Genomic DNA, 22,681 nt, shown 5'->3' with positions numbered 1-22,681 from the left:
TTCGTTGAATGTCCAAAACAAAAACGCGCGATAAGAAATCTGAAAAGAGTCAGGCTCGGGTAAAGAAGTCCGACAGACGGCAGCAGATTCTGCTGGAGTTGAAATTACGCCCGCACGTTCGCATCAACGAGTTGGCACAACGTTTCAATGTCTCGAATGAAACGGTACGTAGGGATTTCGACGCCCTGTCGAATGACGGCCTGATCGCACGTGCACACGGAGGGGCATCTGCCCCAGCACAAGGACACTATCCAAGCTTGGACGAACGGACCAGCGCGCAGATCGAAGAGCGCGAAAGGATAGGTGTTAGCGCAGCGGAACTAATTCAGAACGGCGAAACGGTCATGGTCGATTCAGGTTCGACTACCATCGAGATGGCACGTGCGCTGGCCTATCTGGGCACTCAATGCACGGTGATCACCAATTCAATTCCCATAGCAATGACTCTCGGCCCAGGGGCTTCACAAGTCATTCTGTGCCCCGGCGAATACTTAGCGACTGAATCTGCAACGATAGGAACCGAGACACTGGAATTCCTGTCCCGGTTCAACGTCGACAGATGCATGATTGGTTCCTCAGGGTTCTCAGCCGAGGGTCCTTCAGAAACAGTCCGCGGTTTTGCAGCAGTGAAAAGGATGATGCTGACACGCGCCGCAAAACGGCACCTTCTTATCGATTCCGGGAAATTTGGCCGCAAGGGTTTCGCTCAGGTTGGAGACCTTACCGGGCTGGATTCCATAGTCACCGACACAAAACCAACAGGAGATTTGTTCAATGTAATTGACAGTGCCGACGTCGATATTCTCGTCGCCGGGTAAGTAAAGATGAATAAATAACAGCGGCTTGCAATTATCCGCGCATAACTGGGAGGAAAACATGAAGATCGATATCAAACTATTGATTGGGGCATCCGCGATTGCGTTGTTGTCGCTTTCTGGGACCGCGTCGGCACAAGATTGTCCGCGCGGTGACCTGGATGAGCGATTTTGCGACGCCGACGGGGATTTGATCGCGGACATCCCAACAGATCCCTCCGAGCAAATAGATCCCGACACTTTGATTTTTGCATATACGCCGGTCGAAGACCCCGCCGTTTACAAAACAGCGTGGTCAGACTTTCTGGAGCATTTGAAAGCTGAAACCGGCAAAGACGTTGTCTTCTTTCCAGTTCAGAACAACGCGGCCCAGATTGAGGCGATGCGTTCGGGTCGCTTGCATATCGCAGGCTTCAATACCGGCTCCAACCCACTGGCGGTGAATTGCGCTGGGTTCCGTCCGTTTACGATCATGGCGTCAAAAGACGGAAACTTTGGTTATGAAATGGAAATCATAACCTATCCGGGGTCGGGCATCGAAAAGGTTGAAGACATCAAGGGCAAGCAACTGGCATTTACATCGCCCACATCCAATTCGGGCTTCAAAGCGCCATCGGCAATTTTGAAGAGCGACTTTGATCTTCTGCCCGAACGCGATTTCGAACCCGTCTACTCGGGCAAGCACGACAACTCGATCCTGGGGGTTGCTAACAAGGACTACCTTGCAGCTTCAATCGCCAACTCGGTTAAATCGCGGATGATTTCGCGTGACGTGATCAACGAAGATGATGTCATTACAATCTACAAATCGCAGACGTTTCCAACCACTGGATTTGGCACTGTTTACAACCTGACGCCCGAGTTGCAGGAGAAAATCCGTAACGCCTTCTTCAACTTCGACTGGGAAGGCACGACACTTGAGGCTGAGTTCTCGAAGTCGAACGAAGGCCAATTCCTGGAGATGACCTATCAGGAATTCTGGGATGTCATTCGCAAGATTGACGCAGCAAATGGCGTCTCCTACGCCTGTCAGTAATACTCCGATAATCTGGCGGGCCTAAACTGGCCCGCTGTCCACCCTTATCAGGGGCATTTTATGCTGCGTCTTCAAAAGCTGACGAAAACTTACAAGACCGGAGATCAAGCTCTGAAAGCAATTGATCTTGAGGTGCCTAAAGGACAGGTTCTTGCGTTGATTGGGCCCTCGGGCGCGGGCAAATCGACCATGATCCGCTGTATTAACCGTCTGGTCGAACCCACGAGCGGTGGTGTCCTTTTGGATGATGTCGATCTGACCAAACTCGGGTCTGGCGCATTGCGGAAGGCGCGCCGCGAGATGGGCATGATCTTTCAGGAATACGCCTTGGTCGAACGCCTCACGGTAATGGAAAATGTTTTGTCGGGACGGCTGGGATATGTGGGGTTCTGGCGTAGCTTCCTGCGGCGGTATCCGCAGTCGGATGTTGACGAGGCCTTCCGTCTGCTGGATCGGGTCGGGCTGTTACACATGGCTGACAAAAGGGCGGACGAACTGTCTGGTGGTCAACGCCAGAGGGTCGGCATCTGCCGCGCCTTGATTCAAAACCCGAAACTACTGCTGGTCGATGAGCCAACTGCGTCGCTCGACCCGAAAACAAGCCGTCAGATCATGCGACTAGTAACCGAGTTGTGTGATGAGCGCGGGCTGGCCGCGATCATCAACATTCATGACGTGGCACTTGCCCAGATGTTTGTTCCCCGCGTCGTCGGCCTTCGGTTTGGCGAAATCGTTTACGATGGTCTGCCTACGGGCCTCACCCCTGACAAGCTAACCGAGATTTATGGAGAGGAAGACTGGGAAGCGACCATCGAAAAAGTGGACGAAGATGAAGATGTCGAGGCTGCAGAATGAGTCATCGAGAACTAGATGACATGCTTGGAAAAGGCTGGCGCAAGCCCGCTTTTGTCAAAAATCCCTTGCTCCGCTGGGCATTATTTCTTGGTTTTTTCGCCTACCTGATTGCGGCCTTCATGACCATCGAAGTTGATTGGGGCCGGGTCTACGAGGGGTTGGATCGGGGATGGGCATTTGTACTTGCGTTTACCAGCCCGGACTTCATTTCGCGATGGACAGATATCTGGAGCGGCCTTCTGGAGAGTATTGTGATGACCGTGGCCGCGTCGGTCGTGGGCATCCTGATATCGATCCCGATTGGGCTGGGAGCTGCACGCAATATCGCGCCATTGCCAATATACATGATTTGCCGAGGTATTGTTGCGATAAGTCGGGCCTTGCAAGAGATCATTGTCGCCATTTTGCTGGTGGCTATCTTCGGCTTTGGTCCATTGGCCGGATTTCTAACGCTTTCCTTCGCTACTATCGGGTTTCTCTCTAAACTTCTGGCCGAAGATATCGAAGCCATGGACAAGGTTCAGGCCGAGGCGATCAAAGCTTCTGGCGCCCGGTGGCCACAATGGATCAACTATGGAGTTCAGCCGCAGGTAATGCCGCGGCTTGTCGGGCTTTCCATGTACCGGATCGACATCAATTTCCGGGAAAGCGCAATACTCGGCTTGGTGGGAGCGGGCGGAATTGGCGCGACCTTGAACACTGCGTTTGATCGCTATGAATACGACACAGCAGCAGCCATACTTATCCTCATCATTGGGATCGTCATGGCACTTGAATACCTTTCGGGAATTATCCGCGCGAGGGTTCAGTAATGCCGGTCCTTGAACGCGACGATGCGCAAATTTGGCGCCGGCGTACGACCGGTCAGAGTCTGGTTCGATGGTTCGGCTGGCTTTTGGGCGTCGCGGTCTTCGTTTACTGCTGGCAGCTCATATCGGAATCGACGACTTGGTTTTTTGTCTGGGATGCGCCTCGCATTGCCAACGATATATGGACCCGGGCAACGCCTCCCAAATGGGACTACATCACCCAACTGGGCCGCCCAATTTGGGACACCCTGAACATAGCCACTCTGGGTACTATCATCGCCTTGTTCATGGCGGTACCGGTGGCATTTCTGGCGGCACGCAACACCACCCCGTCGACTTTGTTCGTCCGGCCAATTGCCTTGTTGATCATTGTCTCTACCCGCTCAATCAACTCGCTAATCTGGGCGCTACTGTTGATCGCGATTATTGGTCCGGGCGTCTTTGCTGGTGTCATAGCAATCGCCATTCGTTCGATCGGGTTTTGTGCAAAGCTTCTTTATGAAGCAATTGAGGAAATAGACCACACTCAGGTCGAAGCGATCACGGCGACCGGTGCCTCGCGTTGGCAGGTGATGGCTTATGGGATCGTTCCGCAAATCCTACCTGCTTTTGCAGGCATCGCAGTCTTCCGTTGGGACATCAACATCCGCGAGTCTACGGTTCTGGGGTTGGTTGGCGCCGGGGGCATCGGGTTGCAATTGTCGGCTTCGCTCAACGTTCTGGCTTGGCCACAAGTCAGCCTAATCCTGATTGTCATTCTGGTCGCAGTTATGATCAGTGAATGGGTCTCGGCAAAAGTTCGAGGGGCGATCATTTGACCGATTTCTCTGCGCAAGAGGCTTTTGATGCCTACGAGGCTATACGACACCGCCTTCCGGAAACCAGAAATACTGAAGTTAGCTATCGTCAGGCTGAGACGCTAGAGGACTTGGCTCATGAGTTCGACGTGTTCCTTCTCGACGCTTTCGGAGTTCTTAATATTGGTGATACGGCGATCCCAGACACACCAGATCGGGTCAGGTCCCTGAAAGCCGCCGGCAAGCGTGTTCTGGTCGTGTCGAATGCCGCAGGGTTTCCCCACGCAACTCTTTTGAAAAAGTATTCAAGGCTTGGTTACGACTTTGCGCCGCAGGACGTGATCACCAGCCGGGCCACATTGTTGTCTGAGCTAAACGGTCAAAGTGGACTGCACTGGGGATTGATGGCGACCCCCAGCGCCGGCCTTCGCGACTTGGAGGGGTTGAAACTGTCCTATCTGGAGGATGACCCGCAGCTCTACGAAACTGTTGACGGGTTCCTCATGATCGGGTCTGCGGCATGGACGGATGAACGACAAGCCATGTTGGAGACCGCATTGCTGAGACGCCCCCGCCCGGTGTTGGTTGGCAACCCGGACATTGTTGCCCCTCGCGAATATGGGTTTTCCAAGGAACCTGGTCTTTTCGCACACCGCTTGGCAGACCGAACGGGAGTTGTTCCGCAATTCTATGGAAAGCCTTTCCGCAATATCTATGATCTTGCTTTCCAACGTCTTGGGCAAGTCGACAAATGCCGAGTTCTGATGGTTGGTGATAGCCTGCATACTGACATTCTAGGCGCGCGTAACGCCGGTGTAGTTTCCGCACTCATCTCAGGTTATGGCTTTTTCGCTGGGCATGACGTCAGAGCAGCAATCCAGCAGGCACAGATAGTGCCGGACTTTGTCGTGACCCGGCCTTGAGTCTTTAAGCGTTCATTTTAATGAGCCGGAATTATCAAAAGAACCGTTCTTGAGGCGGGATAAGGGACAATGCTTCCAGCAGAGTTGGTCAGTGCAGCATTGGTTCAGACATACGCGCGTAGTGCGGTGCGTAAAAAGCCCTGCTTTGGTGCCCAATACCCGCAGGGCAATCAAGAAGGGCAAACTGTAGCTAGGAGTTCCAACAGAGGGAATTCACTTTGCGGCACACGTTTTCCCGATGAAAACGCAAAACCATATGCGATGAAAGGTCGGTTCAAGCTTCGGTCAGATGCTTTCTGACGGTTGGATCGATCTTATTGCTCTGGATTGGATAGATACCACAAGCGGCAATTGCTTCCCGCGCTGATACGCGCTCGTGCAAGCGTTTCCAGATTGTTTTCGCAGCGTAGGGATGTGGGTATGGTCGCCATGCGACGCCCATGGTCATTCCTCGCAGGTACTTCAACTGCTGGCGGTGCGCGGAGTACAAGATGGTATTGGCAACGCTGCCTTCGCGTGCGAGCTCGTGTTCAGTCACGAAAATCCTGTTTCCACGCATTGTCACCAAACCAGCATAGCGCGAAATCTGATGCGTGCTTTTATCTGTTGATGTGGCAATTTCCCGGGAACGGATCGTGAAAAGGCCATCGATCTCCTGAATGCGGATCAACGAACAGAAGATCTTTCCTTCCCAGGAAGGCGTGCAGAAATAAGAATGATAGAACCCGGCATACCGCCTGAGGTTTTTCTGTTGACCCCGAAACGGGTCCAGAAACGCGTCTGTGGGCGTTTTGCCGATTTGTGGCAGGACGCCCTTTAGCATTCGTTCGAAGCTTGCTGTATCAGCGAAAAGCTCAGCCTCGGTCAGGTCGAAATGACGCGCTATCCGGCGCATGTTGTGGGCCGAGGGCAGGCTAGAGCCATTCAGGTAGCGATTGAATTGCTGCCTGTTGACGCCGATATCACGGCAAATCTGCGAAATATTGCCGTGTTCTGCGCATAGCGACTTTAGGTTGGCGGAAAAAAACTCTGACACAAGCAATACCTTTCGCGTATTGACGCTATTTTGCGACAAGTAGCATCAATTCGCACAAGATCGCACAATTTGTTTTCCCTGCAAATTGGTTTCTTCTTCGGCATCAGCTCGCAACAGACAAGCCTCCAGATGCCAATTCAAACCATCGAAAACACATGGATCACTCTCTCAGATGGGCGGAGGCTTGCCGCGCGTCTCTGGTTGCCCGAGACGGGCCCTGCACCAGCCATTCTGGAATACCTACCCTACCGCAAACGCGACGGCACAGCGCCGAGAGATGAAACAACACACACAGTATTTGCTGAGGCGGACTATGCCTGCGTCCGGGTCGACATAGCCGGTACCGGGGACAGCGAAGGACAATTCGACGATGAATACTCTGAGCAGGAACTGCGCGATGGAGAGGAGGTCATAGCCTGGATCGCCGCTCAGGATTGGTGTGACGGCCATGTCGGGATGATCGGAATTTCGTGGGGCGGATTTAATGGCTTGCAGCTGGCCTTTCGCCAACCACCAGCCTTAAAGGCTGTGATCAGTGTTGCCTCGACTGTGGATCGCTATGCGGATGACATCCATTTCATGGGTGGGTGCCTGCTGAGTGACAATATGAATTGGGGCAGTCAGATGTTTGCTTATCTGACCCGGCCCGCTGACCCGGACCTGCGTGCAGATTGGCGAGAGGACTGGCTGGCTCGACTACAAAACGTCCCGTTTTCGGCTGCAGATTGGTTACGACACCAAACCCGTGACGCCTATTGGAGGTATGGCTCTGTCTGCGAGGATTGGTCCGCTATTCAAGCTCCTGTTTTGGCGATCACAGGCTGGGCAGATGCTTATGTAAATGCCCCTCCGGCATTGGCCGCAAACCTGAGGGTCCCATGCAAGGCCGTCATCGGACCGTGGGAACATCGGTATCCTCATATCTCGAAACTTGACCCCGCGGATTTTCATTCCGAAGTCATCGGCTGGTTTGATCGCTGGTTAAAAGGGCAAGAGAACGGCGCTGAGGACCTGCCTGCGTACCGGACATATATGCAAGAACACTTTAATCCGACGCCGCAAAATGGCCCGCGGCAAGGTCGTTGGATTGCGGAAGCTAGCTGGCCGTCGCCGCACGTATCTGAAAAGACCTGGTATCTGACGGCTGACGGATTTTCCCAAAGCCCAGGCCCTGGCTCCCTAGCTATCGCGTCGCCTTGCCATGTTGGCATGCAAAGCGGGTATTTCTGTGCTGGCATGCGGATCGACAATGAACTTCCCGGAGATCAATCAAGCGATGACGCCTTGTCGGTCTGTTTTGACAGCGCGCCATTGCAATCGCCGCTGGAGTTACTGGGGCGCGCTAAACTAAAGTTTCAATTTTCAGTGGCTCAGCCTGTCGCCCAGCTTGTTGCGCGACTGTGCGACGTGTCGCCCGAGGGTGTTTCACAACGTATCAGCTATCGGTCGCTGAACCTCTGTCACTACCGCAGTCATGAAACGCCTGAAACCTTACAGCCCGGAGAGATCTACGAGGCCGAGATCGCTTTGAATGAATGCGCTCACAGGCTGCGAGAGGGTCACGTGTTGCGGCTGGCCCTGGCGACGTCCTACTGGCCGATTGTCTGGCCGGCGCCGAATTCTACCGAGGTGATTTTGCACTTGCAAAACTGCGCTCTGCAGTTGCCGGTGCGCGAAGTTGCGCAAGAAATGCAAGCCTCTGAACCTGGTCCGGCCCAGGATTTTCCGGCTCTTGCTGCTGAGCAACTGCGTGCGCCTGCGGCGCAATCCGAACAGACCGTAACTGAAGACGGCCGGGTGGTTCTGGAGACGTTCGATGATTACGGTAAAACACGCGATCCATACCACGATCTGATTGTCGGCAGCGACGTACGTATGCACTACGGCATTTACCCCGAAGATCCGTCGACCGCGCGTTTCGAGACTGCCTGGAATTTTACCTTTGAGCGGGTAGATTGGCAGGTCGCCATCTCGACCGAATGCCGCATGAGCTGCGACACGCAGAATTTCTACCTTTACCGCAGACTACGCGCCACGGAAGGCGCAGATGAAACCGAAGTTCTGACAAAGGAATGGTCTGAAATCATTCCGCGCGGACTTCTTTAACTTAATCCAAGGGAGGAAATCATGAAGATCGAATGGACAAAGGCCAATGTTGGTCGCAGGAAATTTTTGAAAGGCGCAACCGCACTTGGAGCGGCTACAGCGCTGCCGATGGGCTGGGCAAACCGCGCGTTTGCGGCCGATGACGGTGTTCTGCGGGTGCGAGCCTATGGTGATGCGCAGAACATGGATCCGGCCCATTCAGTCGGTGTCGTTGAAGAAGAAGTACATGCCTCGATCTACAATAAGCTGATCCAGTACAAGCCGGGCGAGGAATGGGGCTGGCAGTTGGATGCGGCGACGATGATCGAACAGGTCGACCCGACTCATATCAAGTTCGCATTGCGTGACGACATCGGATTCACCAACGGTTTTGGCGCCATGACCGCAGACGACGTCAAATTCAGTATGGAACGGATCGTGGACGACGCGACCGACAGTCCGAACAAGCCCGATTTGGGGCCATTCAGTCATGTCGATGTAACCGGTGAACGCGAAGGAACGATCGTTCTAAACAAACCATTCGCACCGATCTGGTCGATTGCCCTGCCTTACATTACCGGCAATATCGTCTCAAAAGCGGCGGTCGAAGCTGCCGGTGGTCGGATCGGTGCCGATCCGGTGGCAGAGTCCGGGCCTTACCTGCGGGACAGTTGGTCACCCAAGGAAAAGACGGTTCTCAAGCGCAACCCTGACTGGAAAGGGGATGCCCCCACTTGGGATACCGTCGAGATCTATCCGATCGACGATGAAAACACCGCCGAGATTGCATTTGAGGCAGGAGAGCTGGATGTGACCCGCGTGTCGCTGGGTTCAGTCGAACGTTATCGCACCGGGGTTCCCAATGGCGGATCTCTGGTTGAGAAACCCTCGCTTTACTACGTCTGGATGGGGATGAACGTCGATCATCCGAAGCTGCAAAATCAAAAACTGCGGCAGGCTATTCAGCACGCGGTGGATGTACCCAGCATTCTGGAAGCGGCATATTTTGGTGCTGCTGAACCTTCAACCGGTATCATTGCGCCAGGTCTTGCTGGGCACCGGCCGTCTTCACTTGTACCGCCAGAGGCAAATTTTGAGAAAGCGGCGCAGCTGCTTGCGGAATCCGGTGAGACCAATGTCACGCTGACCCTCGACACGCTGAACAAGACGACGTTCACTACAACTGCACAGATCATTCAAGCGACACTGGCGCAGATCGGGATCACGGTTGAAGTAAACGTTCTGGAATCCGGGGCGTTCTGGGCGTCTGGCGATAATGAGAACCTGCAGCTTGTTCTGAACCGCTATTCGATGACGCCTGATCCGTATTATGCGACGTCGTGGTTCACACCTGAACAGATCGGAAAGTGGAACTGGGAACGGTTTAACAATTCTGAATTCAACGAAATTCATGAAACTGCGGCGGCTGAAATTGATATCGCAAAGCGAGCGGAAATGTATCAACGCGCGCAGGACCTGATGGAGGAAAGCGGCGCTTATCGCTTCATCACCCACGAGGCCACACCGGTCATTCACAGCGCGCGCGTCATTCCTGCGCTGCGGCCAGATGGCCTGTCCCTGCTTCGCTATTTCGGCAAGGCGACCTGATCTCCCCGGGTCGACCGAGTGCGGCGGGCGGTTGACGTTCGCCGCACCAAAGACAACGCCACCAAGCCACAAGGAGCCAGTTGGCCATGCTGAATTTCGCAACCCGTCGCTTCGGGCTGTCGCTGCTCATCCTGTTCGTGGCGGTAACCGTCATGTTCCTGATGATCCGCGCCGTGCCCGGCGATCCGGTCCAAATCATGCTGGGTCCGCGCGCCACGCCCGAGCTTCAGGCCCAACTCACTGCGGCGCTGGGGCTAGATCAACCGATCTGGAAACAACTTTTGATCTTCTATGGGAACCTTCTTCAGGGTGACCTTGGAACCGATGTTTTCTCGGGCCGGTCCGTGACCGAGATTGTATTCCAGCAACTTCCATTCACGCTGGAACTGATTTTTGCGTCGATCGTGTGGTCTGCAAGCCTGGGAATTGCGCTTGGTGCCTATGCGGCTGCACATCCCAACACTTTGATCGACCGGATCGCCGCAGCAGTATCTGTCAGCTTCGTCGCCGCTCCGGCCTTTGTTGTCGCGCTCTTGGCCCTTCTGGTTTTCGCTGTGCACCTACAATGGTTTCCCGCCATCGGTGCCGGAGAAGGATTTTGGGATCGTCTCAATCATTTGGTCCTGCCGGCCTTCGCCATAGGGCTCAGTTGGGTTGGCTATATTGCCCGGCTGGTGCGAGCCTCGATGCTAGAGGTCATGGGTGAAAGCCATGTCCGCACGGCTCGGGCCTTTGGCATCGCTGAACGTCGCGTGGTCATGGTCTACGCGCTGCGGATCGCCATTTTGCCCGTGGTTACCGTGATCGGTGTCGGGATGGGCTTTCTTCTCAGCTCGGCTGTTTTTGCAGAAATCGTCTTTGCCCGGCCGGGTCTGGGCAAGTTAGTTATCGATAGCATTACCACCCGCAACTACCCGATTGTGATGGGCTCAGTCCTCATCTCAACGGCGTTGTTCGTAGTGTCGACAGCAATGGCTGATCTGATCAATGCGCTACTCGATCCGCGTGCGCGTACGGTTCATTGAGGAGGGTGAGTGATGGAAAAATCTCGTTCCGAACTTGGCCAGATCATAGTCGGGGTCTCTCGCGACCCGCTTGGTCTCATGGGTTTGATCATTGTCGGCATCATTGTGTTCTGCGCGATATTCGCGGCCTGGATCGTTCCCTATGACCCGATTGCCATGGACATCAAATCCCGCATGCAAGGTCCGTCCGCCGCGCACCTTCTGGGCACCGACCAACTGGGGCGCGACACGTTTTCGCGTGTGATTGCAGGAGGTCAGGTCGCGCTGAAGGTGGCATTGCCCGCCGTTTTCGGTGCGATGGCAATTGGCCTGACACTGGGCATGATAGCCGGATATGGGCCGAAATGGCTCGACAATCTGTTGATGCTGTTCTTCGATACCATTCGCTCCTTTCCGACGGTGATGTTCGCTCTGGCCGTTGTAGCGCTGGTCGGACCCAGCCTGCAAACGGTGGTGTTTGTGGTTATGGCAACTTCGATCCCGACCTATGGGCGCGTGGCGCGCACCCAGACGCTGACCTTGCGCAACTCGGAGTTCATTCTGGCCGAGCGGTCAATGGGGGCCAGCATGGCGCGCATCTTGGGTGTGCATATGTTGCCCAATATCATCGGTGTTCTGGCGGTGCTGGCAGCCATGGATATCCCCACGGTCATCGCGCTCGAAGCTGGCCTGTCCTTTCTGGGTCTGGGCGTGAAACCTCCGACCCCCAGTTGGGGAGCATTGCTCAAGGACGGCTATTCCCTGATCCGCCAAACGCCGTGGCTTGTTGTGGGAGGGGGCCTATCGATCATTCTGGCGACTCTTGGGTTCACCTTCCTGGGTGAAAGCCTGCGCGACGTGGTTGATCCGAAACTGAGGAAACAGCGATGACTGATACTCTTCTGGAAATCGACCGCCTTAGCGTCGATTACGAAACGGGCCGGGGTGATCTCAAGGCCCTGAGGGACATCACCTTCGACGTCAACAAAGGTGAAATCGTCGGCATTGTCGGGGAATCCGGTTGCGGGAAATCCACTTTGATCTCATCGATCCTGCGGCTGACCGCACCCAATACGCGGTTCCGCGAGGGAGAGATCAGGTTCAAGGGACAAGACCTGTTGCAGGCCTCGGAACGACATATGCGCGACCTGCGCGGAGCGGACATGTCCATTGTCTTCCAGGACCCGATGCAAACGCATAATCCGGTTCTCACTATCGGGCAGCAGATGCTGGACATTCAGCACCGCTCCAAACAGTCAAAAGCGGACAAATTGGCCCACGCAGCCAAGATGCTGGGCGCTGTCGGCATTCCCGATCCAGAAGCGCGTTTGAAGCAATATCCGCACGAATTTTCGGGCGGTATGCGCCAGCGGATCGCTATTGCGATGGCCTTGATGTCCGAGCCTGACCTTCTAATCGCAGATGAGCCGACCACTGCGCTGGATGCGACGCTTGAGGTGCAGATCATTGAGCGACTACAAGAGCTGCAGCGCGAGTTTCATTGTGCCATCCTGTTCATTTCGCACCATCTGGGCGTGATTGCAGAGCTCTGCGACCGGGTGGTGGTGATGTATGCCGGTGCGGTTGTCGAAAGCGGAGAGGTGCGTGAGATTTTCCACAATCCCAAACACCCCTACACGCGTCGACTGATCGAATGTGACCCCGGTCACATCAAAGAGCGCGCCCGCGTTTTGCCAACTATTCCAGGCGAAGTGCCCGATCTGGCCAACCTGCCGCAGGGCTGCATTTTCAGAGACCGTTGTGATCAAGCCATGGCGCGCTGTGCCACCGAAGTACCGCCACTGGAGCAATTGAAAGAAGGCCATCACGCCGCTTGCTGGCTGAACCACGAGGAGGTCACAACATGAGCTTGCTGAACGTCGCGGACCTTAAAACCAGCTATGGGCCGGTCAATGTTCTGGCAGGTGTCAGCTTTACCGTAGAACCCGGCGAGACCTACGCACTGGTTGGTGAAAGTGGTTCAGGCAAAACGACGGTTATTCGCGCGATTGCGGGACTTGCGCCAGCGCAAGACGGATCGGTCACGTTCGAAGGCCAGGAAATTCGAGGCGCCCCGGAAAGCGTCATGCGCCCGCTGCGCAAAGACATGGCAATGATGTTTCAAGATCCGGTCGGAAGCCTTTCACCACGTCTGACCATCCGTAGCCTGATCACCGAGCCCTACCGCATTCAGGGCATGAAGGACCGCGATCTGGATGCCGAGGCCAAACGCCTGTTGGAAATGGTGAACCTGCCGACGCATTTTGCAGATCGTTATCCATATCAGTTGTCAGGTGGTCAGGCACGGCGCGTGGGCGTCGCACGCGCGTTGGCGTTGGAACCCAAACTGATCCTGGCGGATGAGCCGACCGCTGGTCTCGATGTGTCGGTGCAGGGCGAGTTGCTAAACCTGCTCAACGACCTGCGCGAAAGGCTGGGTTTGGCGATGATCATCATCACTCATAACCTCAGCGTCGTGCGCCACGTGGCCGACAGAATGGGCATCATGTATTTGGGTCGTTTGGTTGAAGAAGGTACGACTGAAGCGATCTTCAACGATCCGCGCCATCCCTATACGCGCTGTCTTCTGAGCGCCAACCCAGAGCCCGATCCAGATGCGCGATTGGAACGGATTGCCCTCAAAGGTGAACCTCCCAGCTTGCTCAAGCGCCCTTCGGGATGTGAATTCCGCGAACGCTGTCCTTTTGCCAGGGACATCTGCACGCAGACCCCAGAATGGGAAGTCGACGGCGGCCACGGGCTGCGTTGTCTGGCCCCGCTGTCGTGATAGGAAATTCAATGCCAAGCACACTCTATTTCAACGGCACAATCCTGACGATGGATGCGCAGAACTCTTCACCTGAGGCGGTTCTGACCACAGGAAACAGAATTCAGGCTGTGGGCTCTGAAACTGACTTGCGCGCGCATATGCCTGCGGATTCAACCGAGCACGATCTACAGGGTCGCACTCTGATGCCTGCCTTTATCGATCCACACGGGCATTTTCCGGACCCCGGGTTCATCCGACTGTTCCGCGTTGACCTTTCTTCGCCTCCTTTAGGGGATTGCGAGCATGTGGATCAGGCGCTGGACAGACTTCGGAAAAAGGCCGACGCAACACCCGAGGGTGAGTGGGTCATGGGGGTGTCGTTTGACAATACGTCCATTCAAGAAGGTCGGATGCCGACGCGGGCCGAGCTGGACGAAGTATCGCAGCGTCATCCAATCTGGGTTATTCATGCGTCGGGCCACAATGGCGCAGCTAATTCTTTTGCGTTGGAAAGACGTGGCGTAGACCGCCAAACACTTGATCCAGAGGGAGGCCGCTTTGGTCGTGATCCCGAAACCGGAGCCCTGACCGGATTGATCGAAGGGTTATCGGCCATGGGTGAAATGGGCGACACCGATTTCCTGATTGATCGCGAAAGGTTCTGGCAAGGCTTTGATGCCTGTCGCGACGAATACCTGTCTTACGGGGTGACCTACGCCCAAAATGCCTGGGCGTCGCAAACCATGTTGGATCACTTCGCCAGCCTGCCCGCTGATCAAGATCCAGGAATTGACATAGAACTCTTACCCGTAGGGAGTCTTGAGCCAGAATTGTCCACACGCTGGGTCGGTGCGAATTGGCCCGGCAATCAACATTTCACTCTGGGTCCGCGCAAACTGTTCACAGATGGAGCCTTTCAGTTGCAAACGGCGTATCTGTCTGCTCCATATTTCAAACCGACAGATCCGGAACATCCTTGCGGGATGGCTTACACCTCGCAAGAAAAGTTGGATGCCGACGTCAGCAATCTCCATAGCACGGGTTTCCAGATCCATTGCCACTGCAATGGCGATGCTGGCGCGCAAATGTTCATCGACGCGGTCGAAAAAGCGCTCGAAAAGATTCCGCGTGCAGATCATCGTCACACCATCATCCACGGCCAAGCCCTGCGGGATGACCAATTGGAGCGCATGGCTCAGCTTGGACTTACCGTCAGCTTCTTTCCCGCACATGTCTATTTTTGGGGAGATCGCCACTACGACACCTTCTTGGGTCCTGAACGGTCCGAACGGATATCACCTGCGGCATCAGCTGAACGGTTTGGCGTGCGGTATACAATTCACAACGACGCCTCCGTCACACCCACGCGTCCGATCCATTTGGCCCATTGCGCGGTAAACCGGCAAACCGTTTCGGGTCGAGTGCTTGGTGAAAATCAGAAGATCAGCGTTCTTTCAGCCTTGCGTGCCCAGACCATCGACGCCGCTTGGCAGGTGTTCAAGGAAGATCAACGCGGATCTATCGAACCGGGTAAAGTTGCGGATTTTGCTGTTCTTTCGCGCAATCCATTGCACGCGCCGGAGCGCCTGAAAGATGCGCGGGTGCTCGAAACAATTCGCAACGGCCAAAGTGTATTTGCCACCGCATCTAAAGAACAAGAAATCGAACTTACAAAATGACAACCAAGCGTATTGCGATCGCAGGGTTTCAGCATGAAACTAACTGTTTTGGTGTGACAAAGGCCGGTCTGCACGAGTTTCAAATGGCGGATTCCTGGCCCGGAATGCTGCACGGTTCGCAGGTTACCTTGGAAACCGAAGGCATGAACCTTCCCGTCGCTGGCTTTGCTGCGGCGGCAAAGGCAGTGGGAATTGAGGTTGTCCCGATATTGTGGTGCTCTGCTGAGCCGTCCGCTCATGTTACCGATCATGCATTTGAAACGATTTGCGGGTTGCTATTGGACGGAATTCGCGACGCGGGCCACATTGATGGCATCTACCTTGATCTCCATGGGGCAATGGTCACCGAAAGCCTTGCCGACGGTGAAGGAGAGCTTCTGCGTCGTGTCCGTGAAGTTGTGGGGCCCGAGGTTCCACTCGTCGCAAGTTTGGATCTACATGCCAACATTTCAGCCCAGATGGTCGAACATGCGGATTATCTTTCGATTTTCAGAACCTATCCACACTTGGATATGGCAGAAACGGGCGCACGATGCGTTCCTGTCTTGCAGCAGCTGCTAGCGGGTGAACCACTATATAAGGCGTTCCAACCGGTGCCTTATCTTATCCCCCTGCACGCCCAACATACGGGTTCTGCACCGTTCGACGAAATCTATCAGTTGCCCATAAATTTTGAGCAGCAGGAAGTTCTGGCCGAAATCGCGCTTGGATTCACTGCGGCGGACTTTTCTGACACCGGTCCGTCCTGCATTGCCTATGCGAACACGAACCAAAAAGCCACCGTTGCCGCAAAAGCAATCGTCGACGTGTTTAAGTCTCGGGAAGCGGAAATTGATTGTTCGATGCTGTCTCTGGAAGACGCTGTTTCGAAATGTCGTGAGAAACGGGAAAAACCCATTGTTCTCGCAGATGTCCAGGACAACGCTGGTGCGGGCGGTACTTCAGATACCACCGGGTTGATGGCAGCACTTATTGATGGCGGAGTGAAGAATGCCTTGATGGGTTTGTTCCATGATCCGGAAAGTGCGCAACTAGCCCATGAGGCGGGTGAAGGGGCACTGGTCGATCTGGCGATCGGTGCAAAGTCCAATCTGGATGGTCACGTGCCGGTCAAAGCAGAGTTTGAAGTCCTGGCTTTGGGAGATGGCACTTGTCGCTATACCGGAGAAATGTATGGCGGTGGTGTAGCAACACTGGGCAGAACGGCGGCACTGCGTTTGGTTGGTCACGAGGCCGATATAGACCTTGTCGTCACAAGCATACGCAACCAATGTCTGGATCGTGCGCACTTTACCCATATCGGACTAACCCCTGAGGATTACTCGGTGGTTTGCGTTAAGAGCACTGCGCATTTCAGAGCGGATTTTGAACCTGTTGCAGGAGATGTTTTTGCTGTCTCCTCTCCGGGTGCCTTCCTCTGCGACCTCAATAAAATCCCTTACACCCGTATCAACAGGAGGCTCCCAAAGTCCCGTGGATCTGTTTTTGATAAACACAATTTTGACGGAAAAAAGAAACTCTCCGTTCTATGAGTTATGCCTGTTTAGGTATGAAACTATGCAGCCTCGTTGTGTTGGGACATTGAAAAACTGACACAACTGATTGGAAACACCGTTGGCCTGAACATCACCTCAAGCGACCACAAACATAGGTAATGGCTGTCAGCTCCAATTGGTCCTGTTCTGCCGAAGATGTGTTCACAGTTTTGCCAACGCTTTGAAGGCGACGATGACCCCAAGCACGGCCAAGGCGGTGGAGACGATTATAGCGTTATACTTAGTTAGAAATTTGTTGATGCTTTTCAGAGTGACTTCCGCACGAGACCCCAGCATCAACAAAAGTCCCAATGGAAGAGCTAAGCCGATGCTAGAAACGGTCGCAAAAGCCACCATCGCCAAAATCTGAGAGGCGGGCGTGTAAGTTTCGGCAGCAATGATTAACGCGCCGGAAACGAACAGCGCTGCATTTTTCGGGTTGAGGCTGGCCAAGCCTGCTCCGATGGCGAGTGCTTTCATTGGTTTCATCTGCTTGAAAGCAAGCATCCATTTCGGCTGTGCTTCATAGTCGCCCCCTGCGACCCAGTTTCGAACCTTGCGGGTAGCCAACACGATCAGGCCAAGCCCAAAAGCAAGTCGAAGCCAGATCACCCACCCTGCCGGAGCGTTTTGGCCGGGCGTACTGAGATCCGAAACGGCAATTGCAAGGCTTCCGACAAGGATCGCGCCGGAAACCCAGCCTGCAAGAAAGGCGACATAGGCATTCTTGCGCGGTTGGTCGGCAAGAAGCAGCGACACACTGACAAGCGGCAACGTCGCCAGGACAATACCAAGGCCGACAGGCAGGGCTTCAAGAAACGCGGCAAGCATTTGCGGCTTTCCAGCTTGTTTTGTCAGGTCTAATTCGCTTGCGTTGCCTGCTCCGACCTGCGACGGAGAGTGGCCGGGACCAGTTGAATTTTCCGGTCATTATGAAAAAACCAGAACCTTGACCGGCAGCAAAATTGCCTGCGCCCTTAGGACTATGGCATTTGCAATGCCCATGCCGTCTACGATGCGCGCGACAAATGCAGACAACCCTGTGATTTCTCCGTTTTCGATTTCTTCGGCTCGGCTGGTATAGGCGACACCTACGCAGGCGCTGCCTTGCGGGATTTGGTCCAAGTGGCTGGGGAAAATCGGCCGAAGAAAAACGGTTATTGTACCTGGCCGCGCTCGATCTTGTTGATCAAGCAACGCATCGCCCGGCCGGAATTGCCCTGCTGCTATGGCCTCCTGTATGTCATCGACAATCATCGGAATCACACTCAGTGGTTTGGACGCGCAGGTAATTTCAACCAGCATGCCAGGTCTCAGTACGCTTGCCGAAATCTGGCCAAAGGCCGCCACAAACCGCCCCTCTCCGGTGACATCCGGTACCAGAATGCCAGCCGGCCGCAGGATCGGGTTGACGATGTCGCCCGGCTTTAGAAGAAATTGAGTGACAGTCCCGTCCACCTCGGCAAACACCGTTGACTTGGCAATTTCATTCTCGGCTTCCCGCAACACGGCGCGCGCGCTCTCTCGTTGCGAAGGCAACAGAGTTGTCTGGCGCAGCTTTGCGCCATCAAGCGCCGCCATCGCAGCTGCCTGTTGGCTGGTCGCGCGTGACACGACCGTTTGCAGGCGTTCCAACTCCTGTTCGCTGACGGCAGCATCATTTCGCTCAGCCAGCAACAGGCGGCGTTCCAGCTCGTCTGTCGCCTGGGTAAGATCGGCCTCTGCCGCATCCAGCCCTGCTGTTGCTGCGGCTATTTCTGTCGAAACAAGACCAAGCGCGGCATCAATTTCCTCCATGCGGCGTTGCGCAGTGGCTGCGGCAGCTTCCTGACGAGTTGTATCAAGGCGGAAAATAGGATCACCGGCTTTCACTGACGCATTGTTGCCAACATAGACCTCGGCAACCCGACCGGGTCGGTCAGAAAGGACCGTCACCGTGCGAAACGCCGCAGATACGTTGCGTGTGGATGGATGAAAGTAGAAAATAACCGTGATCAGGGTCACGGCCAGTATCGCGCAGGCCGTTAACCCCCAACGCAATTCGTACCAAACATTGAACAGGGTGATTTCGTGGCCCCACCGCTTACCCTGTCGGTAGCGGCGGAACAGATAGTCGGGCAGGATCGTGATCAGGGCCGAGAATACAAGCTCAAGCATCGTCGACCTCTGGGTTCTTATCGGGAGAGCTCAGCGGAAACACCTCGTGCAAGGGCACCGCAGCGATCAGGATCGCGGCAATCCAAAACGCGTTGTTCAACGTAAACAGGGAAATCAAGCCCAGAATGCCCACGAGTTGCATCTGAACCTTGTGCGCACCCGCCGCCATACGGTCCGGAATGGCCTGAACTGTGAAGTAAAGCGCGCCGAAACCCAGCAGCACAAGAACAAGCACGCAGCCCACAACAATTAGGAAACCGTCAGTTTCACCCGGCAGCGTTACCCAGAATGGCAGCCTTTCCAGCGCGGCCTCTGAAATAGAACTGTTCATTCGAACCTCCGATTTTCAACGACCCTTCAATCAGTTAAGCGCGCGAAACCCAAAATATCAACGAATATGAATTATATTGGAAACCGGACGTTCCAGACTGGCTGGCGCGGGGCAGAAGATAAAACCTGCATTGCTATGAAGCTTGGTGAGTGACTTGGCGTTTTTTCTCAGGCCAGAATTCGCCAACGATGACAAAGGCGAAAATCACTCTTATTGCATTCCAGCCGCAGCTAGAATGAAGGTAGTTAGGGCCTAATGTTATAGTTTCTTTTGTTTCTGGGAATCCTGACAAGCCCGATCTACCTGCTGCCAAGTGGCTCGATTAAAATCTATCATCTTTCGTTGACCGCCATGTCTCTACTGGCTTTCATCTCAACCAATTCGGTCAAGAGAAACAATTTCACCATTCTGGCGATCGTTTTCTGCTACTACATCGTTGTTCGTCAGTGTTTTTCCTTGCTTTCAACCCCTATGCGTCAACGGTCTGCGAAACACTCTTTTCTGGGTGTTTCTTGCAATACTCGCCTATAGCGTCGATCAGACCAGAGCCGCTTACAAAAATAGGGACAGGCAGGAGGTCTAAGAACCGCCTGCCAAGGTAGCCGTTTCTTGATCAGATCGGCTTAATCTCGATGTTGTCCAGCCAGTAGTCGCCGCGCCCCAGAAAGTTATGGAAAAGCAGTACGTCGTCACCCGCACGAGCGGTGAAAGTCGCTTCATAGGTGCCTGACTGCCCGGCTGCGGCTTTGAGAACAGTGAGGGAGCCAGTCGGGCTGACAACACTGTTCACGTGAGCTGTGACGGCTGCGGTGCTGGCAGAAGCATCGATATCCGCAGTTAGTCGGTATTGTCGCCCCTCCACTAGGGCGTTTACCACCTGAGACACCCTGATCGCCGACTCTCCGGCAATGACACGCAGTCTTCCAGCTTCAATAGCAAGTGAGGTTGACCCGGCCGGTCGCCAATCAGTTGTTCCCGCTCCGAAGTTTCCGTTAGCTACCAGATTCAGCGAAGCGATGCCGCGTCGCGACCGCGCGGCTAGTGATGTGATGGAAAGCCCGAGACTGATCATATCAGATCACCAGAGAGCCAAAATGCTGCTTGCTGAACTACCGGTCGCATGAATACGAGTAAACCGCCCGGGCAAAAGCGAACCACTTGGGACGTTTCCATAGACTTCCGTCTCGCCAAAAATCGTGGTTGCCGTGATATTGCCGCCATTTCCGACCCATAGCGCCCGAGTAGCGTTGGGGAGATCAACGATATCGCTTGGGGTAATTGCGGCGTGATGTCCCTGAGGGCTATCCAGACCGGCGCGCTGATCTGCGAAATCATCTGCCATTAGTTTTCTCCTTGGATGGTTTGTGCACCCGACCAGACGGGCTTGTCTTCATTTCGAATGCGTAAGGTACTTCACCCACCTTCCAGAAAGTGTTTCCACCTCGTCCTCGCAGCTCAGTAATTCTTAACAATCCTGTGCCTAAAAGGTTTCAACTTGGCAGACACGATTGCATACGATGACACAGTGAACGTGCAGATGGCAGTCTGCGCTGTTGTATCTGCGTTATGAACACGCAGCCTCAATTACTTGACCAAGCCCGCTTAAATTTGAGGTTAGCCTGTCCTCCACATGAGGAGACAGATAAGAAGGAATAGCTACTTTAGTGATGAACAGATCACTGGTGTTTCGAAAGAACTTCAAAGCCATCAGCAACGTCGAGAAACAAGAGCACCGTTTTACCAAAAACGAACGCGATCGATGCTGGGCGTCAAGTCGTTTAAGTCTGTTGATGGTCTGATGTCAGCCGTACTAGCCAATTTAGACCGTGCGATACAACCTTTTTGGCCTGAGTTACCTAAAGGTTCCGCTCAAGAGGCCTTGACCGCAACCCATTCACAAGAAAGAAGCAGGAACAGTTTTAACACCCAAACGGCCCCGATCGGGCGGCTGAGTCAGATTAATCTTGGGAACAATATTACTTTGGATATTAAGAAGAAAATTGCGATAGGCGCGAACACGTCGCACTACGTGTGGCAAGCGCGCAGGAATCTAATCCGGGCAATCCAAGACGAGGGCCACGATGTCGTCATCGTGGCGCCAAAGGATGAATACACCGAGCCGCTGATGAAAATGGGCGTTTCCCATGTAGACGTGCCTATGAAAATGAACAAGAATCCGGTGTCAGATTACATTCTTTTTCGTCGATTTAGAGGGGTTTTGCAGCAGGTTAGCCCAGATGTATACCTTGGCTACACGATCAAGCCGAATATCTATGGCTCGCTCGCTGCGCACCAGCTGGGCATTCCCACGATCAACAACATTGCGGGATTGGGTACGGTCTTTGTGTCCGACAATTTAGTGACACGGGTCGCCAAGGGGCTCTACCGGATGGCATTAAAGCAAGCCGCTATGGTTTTTTTCCAAAACCCTGACGATCGCGAGCTGTTTACGAGCAACGGTGTCGTCCGACACAACAAGCACGACCTATTGCCCGGATCGGGCGTGGATCTCACAAAATTCTCTTTCACGCCTCTACCCGAGGAAGGGCGCGACGCACCTTTGCGCTTTGTGCTTATCGCGCGGATGTTGTGGGACAAAGGTGTTGGCGAATTCGTGGAAGCCGCGCGCGCTATCCGACAGCACCATGGCGATGTGCGCTTTTGCTTGCTGGGTTCGCTCGACAACGACAATCCGGCTGCGATCACGCGCGCGCAGATGGATGAGTGGGTAAATGCCGGTGACATCGAATACCTGGGCTATTCGGACAACGTGGTGCAGGAAATCGTAGAGTCAGACTGCGTCGTGCTGCCCTCGGCTTATCCCGAGGGCACGCCACGCACCCTACTCGAGGCCTCGGCTGTGGGGCGACCGATTATCACTACCGATGCCCCCGGTTGCCGCGAAACCGTGGATGATGGCGTCAACGGATTCCTGTGCGGCTTGCGTGATGCAGCCGACCTTCAGAACAAAATGGAGCGCGTGATTGCACTTTCCCCTCAGGCACGTAGCGAGATGGGTCGCGCTGGACGCTCCAAGATGGAGAACGAGTTCGACGAGAGCATAGTTATCGGCAAGTACGTTGAGGAAATCCGAGCGTTGTGTCGGACAAGACAACAGTCGACGTAGCCACGCAGAAAGCAAAGGTGGCTCTGCTGAGTACGGCGACCGACCATGCATCATTGAAGCATTTCCCAAAAGCGCCAAACGCGTAGCTCCACAACATTCACAACTCGCCTTAAT

Annotated in this window: 21 protein-coding genes; 15 read left to right on the top strand and 6 right to left on the bottom strand. The window is 54.4% G+C overall.

The window, feature by feature from the left end:
• Positions 1-8: 8 nt before the first annotated feature.
• The 6 genes from ACR0DT_RS14020 to ACR0DT_RS13995 are packed head-to-tail and all read left to right on the top strand — an operon-like array spanning position 9 to position 5,235.
• Positions 9-818, top strand: coding sequence for a DeoR/GlpR family DNA-binding transcription regulator (locus ACR0DT_RS14020; RefSeq protein ID WP_480711345.1), 810 nt, complete (start codon positions 9-11; stop codon positions 816-818).
• Between the two features lie 58 nt (positions 819-876).
• Positions 877-1,851 carry a phosphate/phosphite/phosphonate ABC transporter substrate-binding protein gene (phnD, locus tag ACR0DT_RS14015; RefSeq protein WP_480711344.1) on the top strand — a complete coding sequence of 325 codons (975 nt, stop codon included), beginning with the start codon at positions 877-879 and terminating at the stop codon, positions 1,849-1,851.
• Between the two features lie 60 nt (positions 1,852-1,911).
• Complete coding sequence (gene phnC, locus ACR0DT_RS14010) at positions 1,912-2,706, top strand: phosphonate ABC transporter ATP-binding protein (protein ID WP_480711343.1); 795 nt, start codon at positions 1,912-1,914, stop codon at positions 2,704-2,706.
• Positions 2,703-3,518 (top strand): phosphonate ABC transporter, permease protein PhnE, encoded by an 816-nt coding sequence (gene phnE, locus ACR0DT_RS14005; protein WP_480711342.1) that lies wholly within the window; start codon positions 2,703-2,705, stop codon positions 3,516-3,518. Before phnC ends, phnE (ACR0DT_RS14005) begins: the two co-directional genes overlap by 4 nt.
• Entirely contained in the window at positions 3,518-4,333 is an 816-nt protein-coding gene (gene phnE, locus ACR0DT_RS14000; RefSeq protein WP_480711341.1) for a phosphonate ABC transporter, permease protein PhnE, read from the top strand. Before phnE (ACR0DT_RS14005) ends, phnE (ACR0DT_RS14000) begins: the two co-directional genes overlap by 1 nt.
• Complete coding sequence (locus tag ACR0DT_RS13995; protein WP_480711340.1) at positions 4,297-5,235, top strand: HAD-IIA family hydrolase; 939 nt, start codon at positions 4,297-4,299, stop codon at positions 5,233-5,235. Before phnE (ACR0DT_RS14000) ends, ACR0DT_RS13995 begins: the two co-directional genes overlap by 37 nt.
• Positions 5,236-5,509: 274 nt before the next feature.
• On the opposite strand, the gene ACR0DT_RS13990 is transcribed toward ACR0DT_RS13995, so the two are convergent.
• Positions 5,510-6,271 carry a helix-turn-helix transcriptional regulator gene (locus tag ACR0DT_RS13990; protein WP_480711339.1) on the bottom strand — a complete coding sequence of 254 codons (762 nt, stop codon included), beginning with the start codon at positions 6,269-6,271 and terminating at the stop codon, positions 5,510-5,512.
• 129 nt (positions 6,272-6,400) lie between these two features.
• On the opposite strand from ACR0DT_RS13990, the gene ACR0DT_RS13985 reads away from it, so the two are divergent.
• The 8 genes from ACR0DT_RS13985 (at position 6,401) to ACR0DT_RS13950 (ending at position 16,949) form a co-directional block, all read left to right on the top strand.
• Entirely contained in the window at positions 6,401-8,377 is a 1,977-nt protein-coding gene (locus ACR0DT_RS13985) for a CocE/NonD family hydrolase (RefSeq protein WP_480711338.1), read from the top strand.
• Between the two features lie 21 nt (positions 8,378-8,398).
• Entirely contained in the window at positions 8,399-9,964 is a 1,566-nt protein-coding gene (locus ACR0DT_RS13980) for an ABC transporter substrate-binding protein (protein WP_480711337.1), read from the top strand.
• Positions 9,965-10,050: 86 nt separating this feature from the next.
• Positions 10,051-10,989: an ABC transporter permease gene (locus tag ACR0DT_RS13975; RefSeq protein ID WP_480711336.1), complete on the top strand. Its 939-nt coding sequence runs from the start codon at positions 10,051-10,053 to the stop codon at positions 10,987-10,989.
• 12 nt (positions 10,990-11,001) lie between these two features.
• A complete protein-coding gene (locus ACR0DT_RS13970; protein WP_480711335.1) occupies positions 11,002-11,859 on the top strand; it encodes an ABC transporter permease in 858 nt (285 codons plus the stop codon).
• On the top strand, positions 11,856-12,836 hold the full coding sequence (locus tag ACR0DT_RS13965) for an ABC transporter ATP-binding protein (RefSeq protein ID WP_480711334.1): 981 nt from the start codon (positions 11,856-11,858) through the stop codon (positions 12,834-12,836). Before ACR0DT_RS13970 ends, ACR0DT_RS13965 begins: the two co-directional genes overlap by 4 nt.
• Complete coding sequence (locus ACR0DT_RS13960; protein ID WP_480711333.1) at positions 12,833-13,756, top strand: oligopeptide/dipeptide ABC transporter ATP-binding protein; 924 nt, start codon at positions 12,833-12,835, stop codon at positions 13,754-13,756. Before ACR0DT_RS13965 ends, ACR0DT_RS13960 begins: the two co-directional genes overlap by 4 nt.
• Before the next feature lie 11 nt (positions 13,757-13,767).
• Entirely contained in the window at positions 13,768-15,417 is a 1,650-nt protein-coding gene (locus tag ACR0DT_RS13955; RefSeq protein WP_480711332.1) for an amidohydrolase, read from the top strand.
• Positions 15,414-16,949, top strand: a complete 1,536-nt coding sequence (locus ACR0DT_RS13950; protein ID WP_480711331.1) for a M81 family metallopeptidase — start codon at positions 15,414-15,416, stop codon at positions 16,947-16,949. The genes ACR0DT_RS13955 and ACR0DT_RS13950 overlap by 4 nt, the downstream gene beginning before the upstream one ends.
• A gap of 165 nt (positions 16,950-17,114) precedes the next feature.
• Here the strand turns inward: ACR0DT_RS13950 and ACR0DT_RS13945 are convergent, their stop codons facing one another.
• The 5 genes from ACR0DT_RS13945 to ACR0DT_RS13925 form a co-directional block, all read right to left on the bottom strand.
• On the bottom strand, positions 17,115-17,783 hold the full coding sequence (locus tag ACR0DT_RS13945) for a GAP family protein (RefSeq protein ID WP_480711330.1): 669 nt from the start codon (positions 17,781-17,783) through the stop codon (positions 17,115-17,117).
• A 99-nt stretch (positions 17,784-17,882) separates the two neighbouring features.
• On the bottom strand, positions 17,883-19,109 hold the full coding sequence (locus ACR0DT_RS13940; RefSeq protein ID WP_480711329.1) for an HlyD family secretion protein: 1,227 nt from the start codon (positions 19,107-19,109) through the stop codon (positions 17,883-17,885).
• Positions 19,102-19,440 carry a hypothetical protein gene (locus ACR0DT_RS13935; RefSeq protein WP_480711328.1) on the bottom strand — a complete coding sequence of 113 codons (339 nt, stop codon included), beginning with the start codon at positions 19,438-19,440 and terminating at the stop codon, positions 19,102-19,104. Before ACR0DT_RS13935 ends, ACR0DT_RS13940 begins: the two co-directional genes overlap by 8 nt.
• 613 nt (positions 19,441-20,053) lie before the next feature.
• Complete coding sequence (locus tag ACR0DT_RS13930) at positions 20,054-20,512, bottom strand: hypothetical protein (protein WP_480711327.1); 459 nt, start codon at positions 20,510-20,512, stop codon at positions 20,054-20,056.
• Positions 20,513-20,518: 6 nt separating this feature from the next.
• Positions 20,519-20,782: a spike base protein, RCAP_Rcc01079 family gene (locus tag ACR0DT_RS13925; protein ID WP_480711326.1), complete on the bottom strand. Its 264-nt coding sequence runs from the start codon at positions 20,780-20,782 to the stop codon at positions 20,519-20,521.
• Positions 20,783-21,199: 417 nt separating this feature from the next.
• Here ACR0DT_RS13925 and ACR0DT_RS13920 point away from each other — a divergent pair, with 417 nt between their 5' ends.
• On the top strand, positions 21,200-22,567 hold the full coding sequence (locus ACR0DT_RS13920) for a glycosyltransferase family 4 protein (protein ID WP_480711325.1): 1,368 nt from the start codon (positions 21,200-21,202) through the stop codon (positions 22,565-22,567).
• Positions 22,568-22,681 lie beyond the last annotated feature (114 nt).

This window comes from Ruegeria sp. BI11, assembly GCF_056538005.1.
Note: the sequence above shows the minus strand (reverse complement) of the source record. Positions and strands in the feature narration are given on the sequence as shown.